The organism is Shewanella sp. GD04112 (assembly GCF_029835735.1).
Classification (GTDB): Bacteria; Pseudomonadota; Gammaproteobacteria; order Enterobacterales; family Shewanellaceae; genus Shewanella.
In genome coordinates this window covers 3,223,403-3,240,850 of the sequence record NZ_JAOEAL010000001.1, presented here as the reverse complement: position 1 = coordinate 3,240,850, position 17,448 = coordinate 3,223,403, and the positions used below count along the sequence as shown (strand labels likewise).

At 49.2% G+C, this 17,448-nt stretch carries 18 protein-coding genes; 11 read left to right on the top strand and 7 right to left on the bottom strand.

Features of this window, described 5'->3' with window-relative positions; genetic code table 11:
* Positions 1 to 91: 91 nt before the first annotated feature.
* Together N7386_RS14425 and N7386_RS14420 are read right to left on the bottom strand one after the other, a co-directional pair.
* Positions 92 to 1,420 carry a DUF4785 domain-containing protein gene (locus N7386_RS14425; RefSeq protein WP_249555852.1) on the bottom strand — a complete coding sequence of 443 codons (1,329 nt, stop codon included), beginning with the start codon at positions 1,418 to 1,420 and terminating at the stop codon, positions 92 to 94.
* A 10-nt stretch (positions 1,421 to 1,430) separates the two neighbouring features.
* Positions 1,431 to 2,288, bottom strand: a complete 858-nt coding sequence (locus tag N7386_RS14420; protein ID WP_088210687.1) for a hypothetical protein — start codon at positions 2,286 to 2,288, stop codon at positions 1,431 to 1,433.
* Positions 2,289 to 2,787: 499 nt separating this feature from the next.
* Between N7386_RS14420 and N7386_RS14415 the strand changes: the two genes are divergently transcribed.
* The 7 genes from N7386_RS14415 (at position 2,788) to N7386_RS14385 (ending at position 9,755) form a co-directional block, all read left to right on the top strand.
* On the top strand, positions 2,788 to 3,135 hold the full coding sequence (locus N7386_RS14415) for a hypothetical protein (protein ID WP_023267442.1): 348 nt from the start codon (positions 2,788 to 2,790) through the stop codon (positions 3,133 to 3,135).
* 175 nt (positions 3,136 to 3,310) lie between these two features.
* Entirely contained in the window at positions 3,311 to 4,009 is a 699-nt protein-coding gene (locus N7386_RS14410) for a TetR/AcrR family transcriptional regulator (RefSeq protein ID WP_055646968.1), read from the top strand.
* The gene (locus N7386_RS14405) at positions 4,009 to 5,022 is read left to right on the top strand and encodes an HlyD family efflux transporter periplasmic adaptor subunit (RefSeq protein WP_279771039.1); all 1,014 of its coding nucleotides are present in this window, start codon (positions 4,009 to 4,011) and stop codon (positions 5,020 to 5,022) included. Before N7386_RS14410 ends, N7386_RS14405 begins: the two co-directional genes overlap by 1 nt.
* A gap of 95 nt (positions 5,023 to 5,117) precedes the next feature.
* Positions 5,118 to 6,059, top strand: coding sequence for an ABC transporter ATP-binding protein (locus N7386_RS14400; RefSeq protein ID WP_279771037.1), 942 nt, complete (start codon positions 5,118 to 5,120; stop codon positions 6,057 to 6,059).
* On the top strand, positions 6,049 to 7,170 hold the full coding sequence (locus N7386_RS14395; RefSeq protein WP_011626661.1) for an ABC transporter permease: 1,122 nt from the start codon (positions 6,049 to 6,051) through the stop codon (positions 7,168 to 7,170). Before N7386_RS14400 ends, N7386_RS14395 begins: the two co-directional genes overlap by 11 nt.
* A gap of 237 nt (positions 7,171 to 7,407) precedes the next feature.
* Positions 7,408 to 8,694 (top strand): acetyl-CoA hydrolase/transferase C-terminal domain-containing protein, encoded by a 1,287-nt coding sequence (locus tag N7386_RS14390; RefSeq protein WP_279769292.1) that lies wholly within the window; start codon positions 7,408 to 7,410, stop codon positions 8,692 to 8,694.
* Between the two features lie 230 nt (positions 8,695 to 8,924).
* Positions 8,925 to 9,755, top strand: a complete 831-nt coding sequence (locus N7386_RS14385) for an SseB family protein (protein WP_279769290.1) — start codon at positions 8,925 to 8,927, stop codon at positions 9,753 to 9,755.
* 68 nt (positions 9,756 to 9,823) lie between these two features.
* Here N7386_RS14385 and N7386_RS14380 read toward each other — a convergent pair whose 3' ends face one another.
* Positions 9,824 to 11,389: a S8 family serine peptidase gene (locus N7386_RS14380; protein WP_279769285.1), complete on the bottom strand. Its 1,566-nt coding sequence runs from the start codon at positions 11,387 to 11,389 to the stop codon at positions 9,824 to 9,826.
* Positions 11,390 to 11,758: 369 nt separating this feature from the next.
* Between N7386_RS14380 and N7386_RS14375 the strand changes: the two genes are divergently transcribed.
* The gene (locus N7386_RS14375; protein ID WP_279769283.1) at positions 11,759 to 12,232 is read left to right on the top strand and encodes an NTF2 fold immunity protein; all 474 of its coding nucleotides are present in this window, start codon (positions 11,759 to 11,761) and stop codon (positions 12,230 to 12,232) included.
* Positions 12,233 to 12,397: 165 nt separating this feature from the next.
* Positions 12,398 to 12,874, top strand: a complete 477-nt coding sequence (locus N7386_RS14370; RefSeq protein WP_279769281.1) for a DUF4303 domain-containing protein — start codon at positions 12,398 to 12,400, stop codon at positions 12,872 to 12,874.
* A gap of 46 nt (positions 12,875 to 12,920) precedes the next feature.
* Here the strand turns inward: N7386_RS14370 and N7386_RS14365 are convergent, their stop codons facing one another.
* The 3 genes from N7386_RS14365 to N7386_RS14355 all read right to left on the bottom strand — a co-directional run bounded on the left by N7386_RS14365 (position 12,921) and on the right by N7386_RS14355 (position 14,977).
* Complete coding sequence (locus tag N7386_RS14365) at positions 12,921 to 13,412, bottom strand: hypothetical protein (protein ID WP_279769279.1); 492 nt, start codon at positions 13,410 to 13,412, stop codon at positions 12,921 to 12,923.
* A 395-nt stretch (positions 13,413 to 13,807) separates the two neighbouring features.
* The gene (locus tag N7386_RS14360) at positions 13,808 to 14,356 is read right to left on the bottom strand and encodes a DUF1415 domain-containing protein (RefSeq protein WP_279769277.1); all 549 of its coding nucleotides are present in this window, start codon (positions 14,354 to 14,356) and stop codon (positions 13,808 to 13,810) included.
* Between the two features lie 27 nt (positions 14,357 to 14,383).
* Positions 14,384 to 14,977, bottom strand: coding sequence for a LysE family translocator (locus N7386_RS14355; RefSeq protein WP_011623319.1), 594 nt, complete (start codon positions 14,975 to 14,977; stop codon positions 14,384 to 14,386).
* Between the two features lie 315 nt (positions 14,978 to 15,292).
* Between N7386_RS14355 and N7386_RS14350 the strand changes: the two genes are divergently transcribed.
* The gene (locus N7386_RS14350) at positions 15,293 to 15,895 is read left to right on the top strand and encodes a DUF4136 domain-containing protein (protein ID WP_279769275.1); all 603 of its coding nucleotides are present in this window, start codon (positions 15,293 to 15,295) and stop codon (positions 15,893 to 15,895) included.
* Between the two features lie 206 nt (positions 15,896 to 16,101).
* Complete coding sequence (locus N7386_RS14345; protein ID WP_279769273.1) at positions 16,102 to 16,500, top strand: VOC family protein; 399 nt, start codon at positions 16,102 to 16,104, stop codon at positions 16,498 to 16,500.
* Positions 16,501 to 16,625: 125 nt separating this feature from the next.
* On the opposite strand, the gene N7386_RS14340 is transcribed toward N7386_RS14345, so the two are convergent.
* Positions 16,626 to 17,198, bottom strand: coding sequence for a hypothetical protein (locus N7386_RS14340; RefSeq protein ID WP_086904549.1), 573 nt, complete (start codon positions 17,196 to 17,198; stop codon positions 16,626 to 16,628).
* Between the last annotated feature and the right edge of the window lie 250 nt (positions 17,199 to 17,448).

Sequence of the window (17,448 nt, the reverse complement as noted above, 5' to 3'; positions counted from 1 at the left end):
AAGCTAAAAAAGAGTGCCCGGGTGGGCACTCAAAACGGTTGGGAAGGGAGAAGTGAAAAATGAAAAGTGAATTAGCGGCTAAACACAGTCGTTAGCGGCTAAGTACCAGTGCGTTGGCCTGAAAACTTAACCGCGCCATTTGCCCTTGGTCTTGCAGCTCAAGCTCGTTGAGTTCAAAGGGCGGTTGCAGACCCGAGGCTTGGATAAGTGTTGGGTCAAACATCAGCTTGAGTTTGGGGGATTCGGGCGTTAACCAAGTCGCCGCTTGGGTGCGCATAATCGCCACTTTTTGGCCTTCGGTACTGGTGCCCGTGAGCACGCCACTCAAACCAAAGCGTCCCGCCTCGGCGACATTTAGCTCAAAGTTGACTTGATTCGGCACGCCTTTGTCCCAAACGGTCAATACTTCGGGCTTGATGCTGGCCGAATTCACATAGGACTTAAAGGCGGTTTTCACCGTACGCTGCACTGGGCGGCCATCGACCTGAGTCTGGACTGTGACTTCGATTTCACTCAGCCCCGCATTGCTGCTGGCAAGGGGCAAGTCTGCGGGCACTAAAGCCTGCCATTCATCCCCCTGTTTCACCATTGCCAGCGCTTGCTCTGTGCCATCGGCTTGTTTGAGTTTGGCCTGAGGCGCAAATTGATTATCGCTTTGGCTTAAGGCGAGTTTTACCCCAACCGCTTGGGCATCGGCCGCAATCGCGCTGGGTGCCTTGATGCTCAGTTGATAGGGCGAGCCTTTTTCCTTCACGTTGACCAGATAGTTGGCCTTAGCGACCAAGGGCTGGCTGACTTGTAGGCGATATTCTCCGGCCGTGGCCTTTTCAGACATTTGCAGTGCGCTGGAGTCATCGGCGAGTCCCGCACTGGCTAAGGCTTCGGCGCTTACCAGCGACTTAACCAAAGATTCCGTTGCTTGCGGGCTGGCGTTTTTCCCCTGCGGCGTGTGGCCTATCCGCTGAATTTGCACTCGCTCGGGGGCAACGGCATCGGCATGCATTAAGGCGCCTGTGCTGACATCGCCGCGGGGCGCAATCCGCACTAAGCTACCCGCTTGGCTTAAGTTGAGTTGCACGCCGGCATTCAGCTCGGCGCCGGTGACATTAAGCCAATACTCATCACTCTGGCTTGCCTGCTCAAGCACGGGCTGACTGGCTTGGTATTCGCCGTAGAGCGGGGTGATAAAGCTGACATAATCGGTACTGGTGTTAATCGGCGCGAGGGTTGGCGCGGCGATATTGATATCGACAAGATCGCTATCCGTTGGCGCTGATAAGGTTAAGCCCTTGGCATACATTGGGCTGGTTTCTTTTTGTGGCTCAGGCGTGGTCGATTCATCCTGACAGGCACCGAGCAGGCCAGCGAAGATGACCAAGCTGACCGCTTTGCTTAAGGTGCGGAGTGTCAATGGTTGCATAGTTAGCTCCTTAAATATGGTTGCGGATCAGCGTGTCTAAGTTAAAACAGGCACGGCGACTCTGCTGATGGCTTAGCGGTTCTTGGCCTCGGGTCTTTTGTTTATCGGTAAACCAGACTGTGCCTGCGGCTTTTTGGGAGCTGCAATTTAAGAAGCCGTCGGAGCAGCTATCGAGCCAGTTTTGGGTGGTTTCGAGGGCGACCTGATATTGATAGCCAGCGCAGTAGCTGTCGCTGTCCCAAATGGCGGAATCCACATCCGAGCCGACAACCACCTCGAAGGGTTTACCTAAACTCGGGCGACCAGCTGTGCCATAGAGCAAGGTGTTGTTGTAGTTTGCCATCCAGCCGACTTGCTGTTGTTTGACCGCATTGCTGCCATAGCCTAAGAGCCAACCTAGGCTGGTTTCGAACACATTGCCCTGATTGACCGCATCGGCCAGCGGCGTGCCGCCACTCGATGGCGCAAGGGCGATGACTCTGGAGGTGGCGTTGATCACCGCAGGATAACGGCTGTCCCAGGTGGGGTTGGATAAAATCCAGCGCACCACATTGCCGCCATTGGAGTGGGTGAGCAGGATTAAATCATCAATATTTTTCGCTTGAATAAAGCTATTAAGCTGAGTGGCAAGGCAGCCTGCGGCCGTTTCTTCCCACATATATTGGTCGAAGTCACAGTTGATGACAGTGTAATTATTGGGGACGGGGATCCCTTGGCGCACCGAGTTAACAAACTCCGATGTCCAATAGTCGGCTAACGCATTGGTTTGATGCCCAGTTCCGTGGACAAAGGCGATACCCGTTGCAGCAAATACCGCGGGGCTGACAGCTAACAGACCCAAGAGCATTAAGGTGTTTTTTATCTTCATGGGTGTTTCTCATCTTTTAGTGATTGAGCACGGCCTTGCAGTCCATTGCTAACGGCCATTGAGTGTCGGGTGAATGGCGTTAAGTCGCAGCGTTCGGCATGGCAAGCGTTTGTCAGGTTTAAATCAATACGGCGAAACCTTGGGAATGGAAGCCTAAAACACATCACCGCTTTGGCTTTAGCATCGGGGCTAAACTGGCCCGACTTCCACTCTGGGTTATTAACCTAGTCGCAACATTTTCTGCTGGCAAGCAAAAATTCACTATACAATTTAATGACATAGCGACAATCTTTTGACTGTGTTTTAATAGGGTGGATGGACACGCTAATTACTTGATCAGTAAACGCTAATAAAACGCATGGCGTATTAAGCTGTTTAAATTTGCCTAAAGCTGTGGGAAATTATTTTTATTAACACTGATAGGCTAATCAGTTTATTGTTCTGTATATCAAGATGTTTACACTTTTAGGAGGCGCTTTTGGCTATTACACAACAGGAAATGAGCCGCTGTTTAACCGAGTTGCATTGTCGCAGCAATTTTTCGGTGAAGAGCATTACCGAATATATGTTGCCGGAAACCAAGGAAGCTTTTTATCTGCATATGGAGGGCAAAACCGCGCAGCTGATTATTCGCCCGGCCTTTGAGGTATTTTCCAGCGAGTTAGCCACCTTAGCGGGCGTACATGCCAAGTATGACTATTACCATAATGCGGAAATGACGCGTTTTCCTAAGCGCTTACATAAAAGCCTTAACGAAACCCACTACGGATTGGCGTTTAGTTTCGATACCCTTGAAGCTGTGCAGCAATTTATCGCACGTTTAAGCGCCATCGTTAAAGGGACTTAGGATTTCATTAAAGCTAAATATCAGCCTTAAAATTGGTTTTAACCGTCTGATATCTTAGGCTTAAGCCTTTTAGGTTAAATTCCTCAATTTTAATCAAAATGAGGAATTTAACTGCTGCCTTTTCCAGCAGCTTTTCAGTATATTCATCAGTAGATGAATTCTGCTGGAGTGGCTTATGTCGCTTATTCCCCGTCGACCAAGAGGTGTGGTTCCCTTTGCCGCCCAACCTGGGCAGTCCATGACTGCGGGTCGCCCGAAAGGCAACTCTGATGCGCGTCAACGGCTGATCGCCGCCGCGGTGACGCTCTTTAGTGAACGCAGTTATCCCACTGTTTCTACCCGTGAAATTGCCCGTGAAGCCGAAGTGGATGCGGCGCTTATCCGCTATTATTTTGGCTCTAAAGCTGGCTTATTCGAGCAGATGGTACGGGAAACCCTCGAGCCTGTGATTGGGCGTTTGCGTGAAATTTCCAGCGCTCAAGCACCCAATGATATAGGTGAACTGATGCAAACCTATTATCGGGTGATGGCACCTAATCCCGGATTACCCCGATTAATAGTTCGTGTGTTGCAGGAAGGCGATGGCACCGAGGCCTATCGAATTATGTTGTCGGTGTTTGAGCAAATTCTGTCCCTCTCGCGCCAATGGGTCGAGTCGGCATTAGTGAATGCGGGATTACTCAAAGAAGGGCTCGACCCCAATTTAGTGCGCCTGAGTTTTATCAGTTTGATGGTGTTTCCGCTGATCGCGCCCCCGGTTTTAATGCGTCAGTTTGGCCTGTTTAGTGCCAATGCTGCGGATTTACAACGCTTAGCATTGCACAATATGCAGGTGTTTACCCAGGGTGTATTACGTGAACCTAGGAGTGAATGATGATTTTAACCAATAGGTTAACAGTGATGTCGGTTATGGCGCGGCGACTTTCCCCTCAAAGATGGGGCAAGATGTTGGCGAATCTTTTGGGCGCGGCATTGTTGCTGCAATTGACGGCCTGCGGCGATGAATCGCCCCGCGTGCTGGGCACAGTCGAGCGCGACAGGTTAACCCTCACCGCCCCCGTGGGGGAGCTGATTAATCGGATTAATGTGGTCGAAGGCCAGCAAGTGCAGGCGGGGGAAGTGTTACTCGAGCTGGACAGCACAGCCGCTCAGGCGCGCCTTGGCCAGCGTCAGGCCGAGCTTAAACAGGCGCAGGCCAAGCTGGAAGAAGCCGTGACGGGGGCTCGCTCGGAAGACATAGATAAAGCCCGCGCGGCCCTCGATGGCGCCAATGCCAGCGTGAAAGAGGCGCGGCAAAATTTTGAGCGTACGCAACAGTTATTTAAGACTAAAGTGCTCAGCCAAGCGGACTTAGATGCGGCGCGCGCGGCGCGTGATACCAGCCTTGCCAAGCAGGCCGAAGCCGAGCAGAGCCTTAGACTGCTGCAAAACGGCACCCGTAGTGAGCAACTCGAGCAAGCCAGAGCCGCAGTCGAGGCGGCCATGGCTGGCGTGGCGCAGGAGCAAAAAGCCCTCAAGGATTTAAGCCTCGTAGCGGCGAAACCCGCAGTGGTGGATACCTTGCCTTGGCGGGTGGGCGACAGGGTGGCCGCAGGTAGTCAACTCATTGGTTTATTAGCAATTGAACATCCCTATGTGCGGGTATATCTGCCAGCAACTTGGCTCGATAGGGTTAAGGCGGGGAGCCAAGTGAAGATCCTTGTCGATGGCCGCACCCAGCCTATTGCAGGCACTGTGCGTAATATTCGCAGTCAACCGGCTTACACTCCTTTTTATGCGTTAAATGAGCGTGATAGGGCGAGACTGATGTATCTCACCGATATTGATATTGCGCCAGAGGGAGAGGATTTACCCACGGGAATGGCCCTTGAGGTACTGCTGCCATGAGTGCTCAACAGGCTTGCGCAGGGGGATCCGTCGCTGGGACATCAGCGGCAGAAATATCAAGCGCGGCTTCTGAGTTTGCTATCGAAACCCGTGGTATGACCCGTGCCTTTGGCGGCATCAATGCGGTCGAAAATCTCGATTTAGCTATCCCTAAGGGCACGATTTATGGTTTTTTAGGCCCCAATGGTTGCGGCAAATCGACCTCCATTCGGATGTTGACTGGGCTGCTGAGTCCAACCTCGGGGGATATTCGGGTACTGGGGGAAACCTTGCCCGGCGCCGAGGAAAAACTGCGCCGCCGCATTGGCTATATGACGCAAAAATTCTCCCTCTACGACAACCTGTCGGTGCGGGAAAACCTCGAGTTTGTGGCGCAAATTTATGGGCTAAATCGCCGCCAAACCAAGGCGCGTTTGGCCGAGCTATTAAGCCTTTACGATTTGGCGGGGCGCGAGAAGCAAATGGCGGGTTCCATGAGTGGTGGGCAAAAGCAGCGTTTAGCCTTGGCCGCCGCGACCTTGCATCACCCCGAGCTGTTATTTCTCGATGAGCCGACATCGGCGGTCGACCCTGAAAATCGCCGCGAGTTTTGGGAACGGCTGTTCGATCTCTGCGCCCAAGGCACCACGATTTTAGTCTCGACCCACTATATGGATGAGGCCGAGCGTTGCCATGGTCTGGCGATTTTAGAGCGCGGGATAAAACGCGCCGACGGCTCGCCGCAACAACTCATGGCGGCCATGGGCGCGCGGGTCGTTGAAGTGTCGGGTGAGGATTTACGCAAGCTTAAACAGTCACTTATCAGCGACGCCAACGTGTTATCGGCGGCGCAGATTGGCAGTCGTTTACGGGTATTAGTGCAAAGTTCGATTGCAGATCCGCTGGCTTGGTTAAGCCCAAGGGTTGCGGGGCGAGCACTGACCGAAGTGCGCCCAAGCCTTGAGGATGTGTTTGTCACCTGCACGGGAGGGCGTGCCCAGCTAACGCCGCCAAACGGCATTCAGGCCACGACAGTGGAGGCTCAAGATGCTACGTAGAATTTGGGCCGTGGTGGTCAAAGAACTCAGGCAGTTATCGCGGGATCGCATGACCTTCGGCATGATAGTGATGATCCCCTTAGTGCAGTTGATGTTGTTTGGTTATGCTATCAATACCGATGCGCGCCATTTGCCCGCAGGTTTAGTGAATTTAAGCGACTCCGCCTATAGCCGCGCCTTGGTCAAGGCGGTAGAAGCGACTCAAGTAGTTGATTTTAAACATCGCTATTTGAGCGCCGCCGAAGCGGATGCAGCCATTACTCGGGGCGAAGTGAAAGCTGTGTTGTATTTAGGCGCCGATCTCGACGAGCGTTTAGTGCGGCATCCCGCCTTTGCGGGGCAGGCCTATTTTGCCGAGCCTGTGGGTCAATGGTTAGTGGATGGCTCGGATACCGTGGTCGCCTCCACCATTCGCAGTTTAAGGCAAATGCCGTTGGATGAAATTGCGGGCAGGGCGGTCAAATCGAATCCCCCCAGTTTTGAGGTGGTGCAATACTTTAACCCTGAGCAGCGTTCTGTGGTGAATATCGTCCCCGGCCTCTTGGGGGTGATTTTGACTATGACCATGGTGATGTTTACCTCGGCCGCGATTGTGCGCGAGCGTGAGCAGGGCAATATGGAGTTTTTAATCACCACACCAGTGCGACCGCTCGAGCTAATGCTAGGTAAAATAACGCCTTATGTATTAGTGGGCTTTGTGCAACTGGCCATTATTCTTACCGCTGGACATTTGCTGTTTGCCGTGCCGATTCGTGGTGGCTTGGATTCGATTGCGCTGGCGGCCATGCTGTTTATCTGCGCCAGTTTGACCTTAGGCCTAGTGATTTCGACCATAGCGAAAACCCAGTTACAGTCGATGCAGATGACGGTGTTTATCCTGCTGCCGTCGATTCTGTTGTCGGGCTTTATGTTCCCCTACGAGGCCATGCCCGTGGCGGCGCAGTGGATTGCCGAGGCGTTACCCGCGACGCACTTTATGCGCATGTCCCGCGCGATTGTGTTGAGGGATGCCGAGGTGAGTGACTTGCAATTTGATGCGCTGTGGATGATTGGCTTTACCTGCCTAGGCCTGCTGGTGGCCAGTCTGCGATTCTCCAAACGTTTGGATTAAGGCTCTCGCTTTGGGCGCGAGTTTTGACTTAACGCAAAGTATTGGTAAAGAATCGGACTAAGTCGTTGAAATGGATGTTAGTTACTTTAGAACTCGCTTACACTGCTGCTAATAAAATGTTCCTTTGTTGTATTGGCTTTGCGGATCCCTTGGGGGAGCGGAGATGCAAAGCGTGTTGCATATCTTCACCACAAGATGCGCAAAGGAATGGGGATCAGCTAAGCGAAGGAATTCTGTATGCCTGCGATTGTGTGTCAAAGTGCCCTTGAAGCGGTATCGCTCATTCAAAGTGGCGAAACCCTGTGGACCCATTCCATGGGGGCGACCCCCAGAGTCTTATTAGATGCGCTGGCAAAACATGCGCTCACCCTTGAAAATCTCACCTTATTACAGCTACATACCGAAGGCGCCGAGTCCTTAAGTCACCCGAGTTTACAGGGGCATTTGCGCCATCGCTGTTTCTTCGGCGGGGTGCCGACTCGGCCATTATTGCAAAGTGGTGATGCCGACTATGTGCCGATTTTCCTCTCGGAAGTGCCTAAATTGTTCCGCAGCGGCGAGCAAAAAATCGATACCGCGATTATCCAAGTGTCGCCGCCCGATAAACATGGCATGTGTTCCTTAGGGATTTCGGTGGAAGCCACCTTAGCCGCCTGCCAAGTGGCGGGTAAAATCATCGCCCATATTAACCCGCAAATGCCCCGCACCCACGGCGATGGTTTTATCCATATCGACCGTTTCGCCGCTGTGTATGAACAGAGCGCCAGTTTACCCATCCATGCCTTTGCCACCGGCGATGCAGTGAGTTTGGCGATAGGTAAAAATGTGGCCGAATTAGTGCGTGATGGCGATTGTTTGCAGATGGGCATTGGCGCGATTCCCGATGCTGTATTGTCTTGCCTGACCGAGCACAAAGACTTAGGCGTGCATACCGAGCTATTTTCCGACGGGATTTTGCAGCTGGTCGAAAAGGGCGTAATTAACAACAGCAAGAAACGTTTTTACCCCGGAAAACTGGTCACAGGTTTCGCCTTAGGTAGCCAGAAGTTATACGACTATGTGGATGATAATCCTGCGGTCATTTTTATGGATATCGAGCAAGTCAACGACACCTCTATTATCCGTAAAAACCCCAATGTGATGGCGATTAACTCGGCATTACAGGTCGACCTTTCTGGCCAAGTTTGCGCCGATTCGATAGGCACTAAGATTTATTCGGGTGTTGGCGGGCAGATGGACTTTATTCGCGGCGCTGGGTTATCCGAAGGCGGCCGCTCAGTGATTGCCTTGCCAAGTACCGCCTCGGGCGGCAAGATTTCCCGCATTGCTCCTGTGTTATCGCCCGGCGCAGGGGTGGTGACGACGCGTGCCCATGTGCATTACATAGTGACCGAGTATGGCGCGGCGAACCTGCGTGGCCGCTCCCTGCGCGAGCGGGCGCAGGCGCTGATCAATATCGCCCATCCGGATTTTCGTGAGCAGCTTTGCCGCGATGCCTTCGAGGTGTGGGGATTAAGTCTGTAACCCTATCAATTAGTTACTCCTGAGTGCCGAGTTTGCGACTGCGCAGGCTCGGTACAATGCTAAGTGCCTGCTCTGATTCCAATTGTGGGATGTTTTGCTCGATTCGACGCCCTCAATGTTTTACCATGCCCACGCGATTTAATCAGGTCAGTGTGAATCGAATGGCTAAAAATTATTTTTAGCTCTTTGATAGTAAAGGACTGAACCGCTTAATAACAGGAAGTTTGCCAATGTTGTACACCCTAGAAGCGACAACCCCACTCGAACAAATTTTTGTGAAGGCCCTCCAAGACAATCTCTATGCGGCCGAATTTTATCAACAACTTAGCCAATCAACCCTGTTTATCTTGAGTGAGAGTAGCACTGAGGCGCCCGAGGCGGGTGAAGGTGCGATGGCGATCGGCATCACTCAGTGGTATGTCCCCCTCGAGGATGGCAGTGATCATCCTTTTACGCCGATTTTCACATCTCAAACCGCCGTCGATAAGGCCATCGAATTGATGAAGAGCGAAGGCACTGCGCACCATGGGGTGATGACGCTCGATGCCGAGACACTGTTCCAAGTACTGCTGCAATCGGGGAGCGATATGGCGCTGAATCCTAACAGCAATATGTCGAAATCCTTGGATGCACACGAAGTGCGCTTGATGTTGTCATCGCAGCTTGAGCTGGTGGAGCACAGGGGCGCACTCTCGTTATTTGGTAATATCGAGCCCCATGAGTATCCCCATTTCGCCCAGCTCAAAGGGTTATTGTCGAACTATAAAACCGTCGAGAAGGCCTATCTGCTGGAATCGTCACGCTTGGACTTTATTCGTAGTACTTCGGACCATGCCTTAAGCCTAGTGATCCAGTTACCCGCTGAAAACTCAGAGGATATTAATCGTATTCGTGGCGATGTGAAGTTGCTCGAACGTCAACTGGGGCAGGACAGCTGGCCTATCAAAGTGCACCATTTACATGGCGACAGCGTCGAGCCTATCGCGACATTTTGCCAAGCCAAGAGCGCGCCTTTTTACAGTCGTTCACTGCTGACCAGTATCAAAGGTTGGTTTAAGTAATCTTCCAATAGACAATAAAAAACCAGCACAAGTGCTGGTTTTTTTACAGGGATTATCTTAGCTAAATACTATTTGCCAGAGCAGCCATAGGTGGTGAGGTAAGCATCGGCCGCTTTCGCGTTGACGATACCATAACCGAAGTAGTTATCCTTACCTACAGTACCCGCATCCATTGCCGTTGCTTTGAGTGCATTACGGATTTGTGTGCCGGTACATTGTGAATGGTTAGACCATACCAATGCCGCCATGCCCGATACTGCTGGTGTGGCCATTGAAGTACCGCTCATAAAGCCGTAGTCAACCGAATCGATTGAAACCGTTGCGTTTTGGGCAGCAAGTAGGCTAGCTCTATCTTCAAACGCTGCGCCAACGGCAGGAATGGTGGTGGCGTTGGTATCACCCAAAGTGCCGTAGAGCATGCCCGCCACGTTGTTGATAACGATTGCGCCCACACCGCCTGAGTTTTCACAGTTAAGCACTTTATCGTGGAAGGAAATCACACCGCGATCGATAACACAAATCTTACCGTTCGCGCCAGAATCCACTGCCTGAGCCGTGCCCATAAAGTAGGTGTTACCCGTGGCTGAACCTGGGTTTTCCATTGCTGATGAGGCGACTGTCGCGCCATCGGCTGTTAAGGTTGAGGCCGTTGCCATGCCTGCAGGGTAGGTTGATAGGGTATCGACACCACCTGCGGTCACTTCAACACAGATGCCATCATCGTTGACGGCTTTTTTACCACGACCGCTCACGCAGCTTGGGTATTGGGAGAAGTCGGCAATCTTATTGTTGGCATCGTTAGCACCGATCATCATCACCGATGGATAACCCGCTGGATAAGAGCGCACTGAGTTACCGTCGTTACCCGCAGCCGCGACCACTAAACCACCGGCCGCAGTAAAGGCGTCGAAGGCATTCTTTTCGGTATTGTTGGCTGCGCCGCCACCTAAGCTCATGCTGATGATCTTAGCGCCAGCATTGCTACATTTGTTGGCTGCATAGGCTAAGTCAGAGGAGTAACCCCAGCCCGAGGCGTTGAATACTTTTACGATATGCATAGGTACGCCAGGCGCCATACCGACTACACCGATATTGTTGTCTGCCGCACCAATGGTACCCGCTACGTGGGTGCCGTGTGGGCCACCGTTCTGATTCCAGTTACCCGTACCAGAGTCATTATCGCCGGTGATGTTGTTCCAGTTAAAGTCTGGGTTTGAGCTATCTAAACCCGAGTCAATAATACACACCTTCATGCCCGCATTTGGGTTAAAGGTTACTTCGTTGGCATGGGATTGATATACCGCATAGGGCGTGACTTGCTGGGTCATTGGATTGCCCGCATCGTCGTTAAATAGTGCCATTGGATGACGGCGAACGTCTTCTTCAATCAGGGTGATATGTGGGTTGTTTAGCAGGCCTTTTACTTGGGCGAGATCTTTGCCAGTAAAAGTCGCAGCGATAAATTCATCCCCTTCAAGGTTGATTTCTGCGCCCAATTTTTTGGCCAGTGCTTTAACTATGCCTTTATGACCCGCTTCGACTTGAATGACATAACGATTGTCGTCGGCATGGGCTTGGGCAATAACGCCCACAGATAAGGCAATAACGGCACTGGCGATTTTGGTTAATTTCATTGTGCTTGCTCCATTTGTTATCAAGGTTGTAAGACCTAAGCGACACGGAGCATCTACTTGTGCTCCTATGGACAGACGGGCGTCTGCTGACTTAGGTGATTTCAACCTAACACAGGAATTTATTTTTAACAAACAAATAACAAAAGTAGCAATTTGTAAACATTTTGAGCTGTAAACAAAGAATGACAATCATGGCTGCGTTAACAGCCAAGCTATGTAGGGGAGAATATGCTGGCTAATTCATCCTAAGCTAATGAATTATCATTATGTTTTTTTATTGATGTGATAGAGAGCAAGGCTTGTGACCGACAGGCCGTTTGATTATAGTGTCCGCCGTAAGTATTCCTAGGAGAGGACGAGATAATCGACATGGATGACATTGAATTAAAAGCGTATTTAACACAGCGTGTGTTATCTTTCAGCCAAAGTTGGAATGAGATCGAAAATAATCTTTACGCCAAACTGCAAGCAGAGGAAGAAGCCTTAAGAAAGGCATTACCCGAAACTGAGTTCCATTATGCTGAGCGGAGTGATTGGTTTGCACTGCTCAATGAACAAATCTCCCCCTTATTCGATGGGTTTTGTACCGATAAGCCCCGTGTTTACGGCGGTAAAGTTCGCAACTGCTTTGGTTTTCCTTCAAAGTTTAATGGTTGTGACCATCCCCTTGAGCTGCTCGTTAACTTAAAACATAAGAGCAGAGCCGAAATTTATATCAAAACCAACACTCACTTCGAAGATGAGTATCTGTTTATCGTCCTTAAAAAGGCCGATGAATGGCGTATCGATAGCTATAAAAACCGTCGCTATGGCAATGAAAAATGGAGCGCACAAATCCTGTAATTGGGTTTCATCTTCATGCTCTAATCGTAAAATGTGGCACAAACGTCGAGCAGATAAGGCCGGCTTAAGCTGAGCGATACGACGTAACTTCAAAGGATATTTTTTAGGTGGACAATCTCTATGCCCTTAGACCATCAGCTCATTGCACGGATCACAGCCGAGATAATGCGGTTTACAACAGTGGAGGTTGAACGGTTTTTATTAAGCCATCCAGATAAAACCTTTTATGCCTTTGCCTTCGATACAAATGCAGAATACGCAGAGTTAAATCTTTGTTTTAATACTGAATTGGATTTCCAGCGTTGCTTAGCCTATTACCAGTCAGGGAAATGGACTACGTCATACCAAAACCCTGAAGCCATCCAAGAGCTTAAGTTCAATACGGGTGACTGGGAGTATCAATGTGTGAGTACCCTTTATGTGCTTTCAGAGGGCGAGTTGCAAGCCATTCAACAGCGCTTACCCGAGGATGACTTTAGCGAGTGGGAAGCCATAGTGGGGCAAATACGTTTGATATTTTCCGAATGCCTACAACTGTTTACCCAGACGGAAGTGTATCAAGCGATACCTAAGACCGATGACTTTATCGCCTTTAGTATCGACCATGATGAAGATGTTGCGATATGCTGGCCGATAGAGTGAAATGAACTGAATAGCATTCCCCTTGTTGAGTCATCACTAGACTACTTTAAGCGTAGATTCTGATCTCCAATTGCTCGATGATCTGGCTCCCTTGTTCGAAGCCCACATGATGAACAATTTCCGTTTTAATTAACTCAACATAATTTGGTTGGATATTGCAGTCATCATCAAAAAGGGCATCGCCTGCGTGGGTGATGAGTGTTGCTAAGGCATTAAAGCAGCGAGACATTTGGGCTAAATCGGTAAAAAGCTGGCGGGGCGCCCAACCGCCCATTCCATGGCGAGCGAAAAGAATGTGCCCATCCTTTAAATGATAAATTAAGGGATCGCCATGGGAGCTTGCCAGTACTAACCAATTATCATCCCAAGCAGGTTCCCGCGCTTGGGTGATACCGTGCCAGCGATAACCCATTTGAAAATCGATTAGGTCTTCAAATCTTGGAAATTCGAATAGGGCGAAACCTATATCGAGTTGCCGTGATTCAGGAATACCAGAGCTAAACCATGGCTTTAATGCTGGTGGGATTATCAAGTCCATGAGATTAAGATTCCAGAGTATTGAAACTGAAGCAACTAATGATGCTTCAGTTTCTCAAGTCATTCTATTTTGAGGAATGACAAAGGCACTGTGGTCCTGTCTGTAGGCCTACGTAACACGCAAAAGTTTCGCAGGCATAACTGTAAGAGGATGCAATTATTACCGCAGTAGCTAAACCCAAAATAACTTTCTTTGTATTTTTCATTGGCGTTAGTCCTTTAATTATCCAAATAAATTTTTAATGATAACTTTGCCTAAAGTCAGTTAATGACCCATGTAGTACGCATGTTAATTGTTTGGTTTGTTTTTGTTAATCCCCTGGGTGTGATTTCATGCTTTTTACTGATGAGAAATGGTACTTTGAATTTAAGTGGATCATTCAAGAAATAATTAGACTATTTCCCCATGCACTCTGCGAGTAATTTAATAAAAAACTCGCTGCCTTTACGCTCACAAAATTGAATATTTCGCTCGGGAATCGATTCGGGGTCGTTGTAGTTAGCAAGGGCTAACTCCATACTGGCCTCGCGAATAATATGTAGGGTTGGATAGGGGGCGCGGTTGGTATAATTGGCGGCCGAGTCCTGTGGTTCATCCTCGAAGCAATAATCGGGATGAAAATGCGCGAGCTGATACACGCCTTCATAATCGTTGTCGAACAAGGCGTCGTTCGCCATATCGACCAGATCGAGGTAAGTGTAAAAGCCCTCAAAACCCCGCGGCAGAATAAACAGCGTCGTTTCGGCTTCGGGATGCGCATCTAGGTATTGGCATTCTTCAATCAGAGCCTTGAGCACTAGCTTGACTTTGGTTTGTTCAACAACGAGATAGCGAATACTGCCGTGCTCAACCTCACGTCTGGCGAAGGGGCAAATATTGTATTTCATGATCACTTTTTTCACCCAGTTATCGGTTTGTTGAGTGATCAGTTCTATCTCATTCATGCTAGTGCTTAACTCTTACGGCCAAAATTAGGGGGCGATCATAGGGATGATAGACGCCACAAGCAAGATGGCCATAGTAATATTAAAGATCTTCTGCTGGCGTTCGTTTTTCAAAATACGTTTAAGCGCCACGCCAAAACCAAGCCACACCACGGCGCAGGGAAAGGCCACACATAAAAACACTGTGGCAATAGTGACCACTTGCGGCGTGAGATCCTGTTGCACCGAGGTAAAAGTGGCAATTGCGCCCACGGCCATAATCCAGCCTTTAGGGTTAACCCATTGAAATGCGGCGGCCTGCAGAAAGCTAAAGGGTTTAGCGATACTTTTTCCCTCCATCTTGCTACTGCTGTTGGCAATCAGCCAAGATAGGTAAAGGAGATAGACAATCCCAATCACTTTAATCACTTGGTGGATTATCGGATAGGCTTGAAATAGGGCGCTTAAGCCTAGGCCGATGGCGAGGATCATAGTGGGAAAGCCAAGGCTAATCCCCATCAGATGCGGAATACTGCGTTTAACGCCAAAGTTGACCCCAGAGGTCATCAGCATAATGTTGTTAGGCCCAGGGGTGATCCCCGATGAGAAGGCAAACAACGCGATAGCGAGTATTAACTCCATAGATCTATTTCACACCTTTTGTTGTCGTTATTGGCATTGTGATAAGGGCATATTCCCTCGATTTTTGCGTCGTGACTATGCAAGTTGCAGTCGCTCGGCGAGGCATTCTAGCGGGTAAATTGAGCCGCGCCTATACGCCCTGCGGGCATAATAAAGTAACAAATCATAACGAATTGGCCAGAGTTGAGTGCCTTACTGCTATTTTGCCGCAATCCTTGTCGATGACCATGATTTAACACTATGATGCATATCGACTTTCAGTCTTGGAAATAGCAACTATCCTTAAGCTGTAAAAATCGCAATAAGGGAATAAGTATGTATTTACCACAAACTATTGGGCGTTTATTGACGCTATTAATCATAGGTTTTGCCGCGCTGACGGCCTGTGTGAGTGTGGATGATTCGCAGGCGCTGCGAACCACAATTGTGACTTCGGGGGATTTGAGCCAATTACCGCCGAGCGCCATGACCTACAGTTGGCACCCAACACTCCAGAAAATCTTTGTCGACAGTCGATTAGACAAACAACAAGTCCAACAGCATATGCAAGATACGCTGAAAAAAGTGCTACTGACGAAAGGTTATCGTTGGGTTGAAGATCCGCAGCTGGCTGACTTTCAAGTCGGGTTTGGCGTTGCCATGGGCACACAAATGTCGGATGAGCAGATACTCGCCGCCGCAGGCTTAGTGCCAGGGTTGTCAAACCAAGGTGTTGACCCTAAAAAGTACGATAAAGGCTCAGTGCTGATTAGCTTTTTTAAACCAACGGGCATCGCGGGGCAACCTACGGAAATGGTCTGGAGAGTCCTTGCCCAAGGCTTTGCCAACATTAAGGATATGGATGAAGTTAAGGCCCGCTTCGATGGTTTAATCGATGAAATGCTGTTATCGCTGCCCGCCACCCATGCGGTGCAATAGCGCGGTTATCTTGGCGTAGTCATCAGTACAGTCATAAGGCAGTACAGTCATAAGGCGAGTAAGATTCTCGTCTTATGCTCTTGCGGGAACATGAGTTTAGGATGCCGCAATGATTGACTAGACTGTTCTCTGAGCTATTTACAGTTACAGGTGTTTTTACAGGACAGGATGTGACGTCCGCAGAGGATTTTTAAAGGGAGATTATGATGACACAAAGTATCTTTGTTAATTTAGCGGTTGAAAGTGTTCAACAATCACGGGCTTTTTACGCTGGCCTAGGATTTGGTATCAATGAGCAATACAGCAATGAGCAGGCTGCTTGCGTGGTGATTGCCGACAATATTTATGTGATGTTGCTGGCGAAGCCTTTTTTCGCTGGCTTTACCGATAAGGCGATTGCCGATGCCCGCACCACGACAGAAGTGCTCAATTGCCTAGACTGCGACAGTCGAGAGCGTGTCGATCACTTGGTCAAGCTTGCCGAGCAGCATGGCGGCAAAGCCTATCGTCAAGCGCAGGATCAAGGATTTATGTATGGCCATGCTTTTGAAGATCCCGATGGACATATCTGGGAACTTGTTTATATGGTTGCGCAACCAAGTTAGAGCAAAGCCTCTGCTCGATTGATTTAATCTCTTCAAAATCAGGCTTATCCAAGAATGGCGAGCGTTGCGTGGGGCTTATGCTTTACACAACGCCGCTATTCCTAATCAAGCTAGCTTAAGCTGGCTTATTTTCTTGCCTTATTCTCTTGGTTAGCTACATGAGTTTCGAGAAATTCCTTCAGAAAATCAAAATTATCCATATTTATTTCCCTATTCGTGAACGACACTTGGCCGGAAATCTGGACAAAGTTGATCGTCAAGCGGCGTGTGCCTCTATATTTAAAGTATTTTGTGCTGGCAATCTCATCCAATGGGACAAACTGTTGTTTCATATCAAAAAGATGAAACTCGGCATCGTAGAGATTAAATATAAGGCCTTCTTGATAGATATCGATGTAATAACCATCAGGTCCAGCTTCAGCTAATCTAAGCTGTTCATCTTTAGCGGCTTTGCTCAATCTTATCGTTTCAGAAATGATCATGAAGGCGAAGAAAAATGCCACCACAACGGCTAAAACGACAACAATTGTAAATCCTATATCCCATGGTTCTGTCGATAGCGATGCGGTCAGTTCCTTCCAAGGACCGCTTGCTATTATTAGCGGGATTATTAAGAGCAAAAATATTCCAGATTGCTTATTACGTAATTTTTGTTGGAATGCACAGCGACGGATAAAATTTTGAGGTCCTTGTTTCATAAAATATATTCCATATAAAGATTTTTACCTTGGAAAAGGTGAGCGCCATTTTATCCATGTGGGATGCTGGGAGTGGGTGCGGCTGAGTGATTGCAAGATAAGGGGGATCACAATGCTTTAGGTATGAGTATATCGAGGTTCAACCTAAGCGATTTAGACGCTTCACTACTGTCATCTAACGGTTTAGCAATAAGTGTGCTGACTGCCATAGCGGCGCTCAACACACTCATTTGACAGGAATTTTAACTTA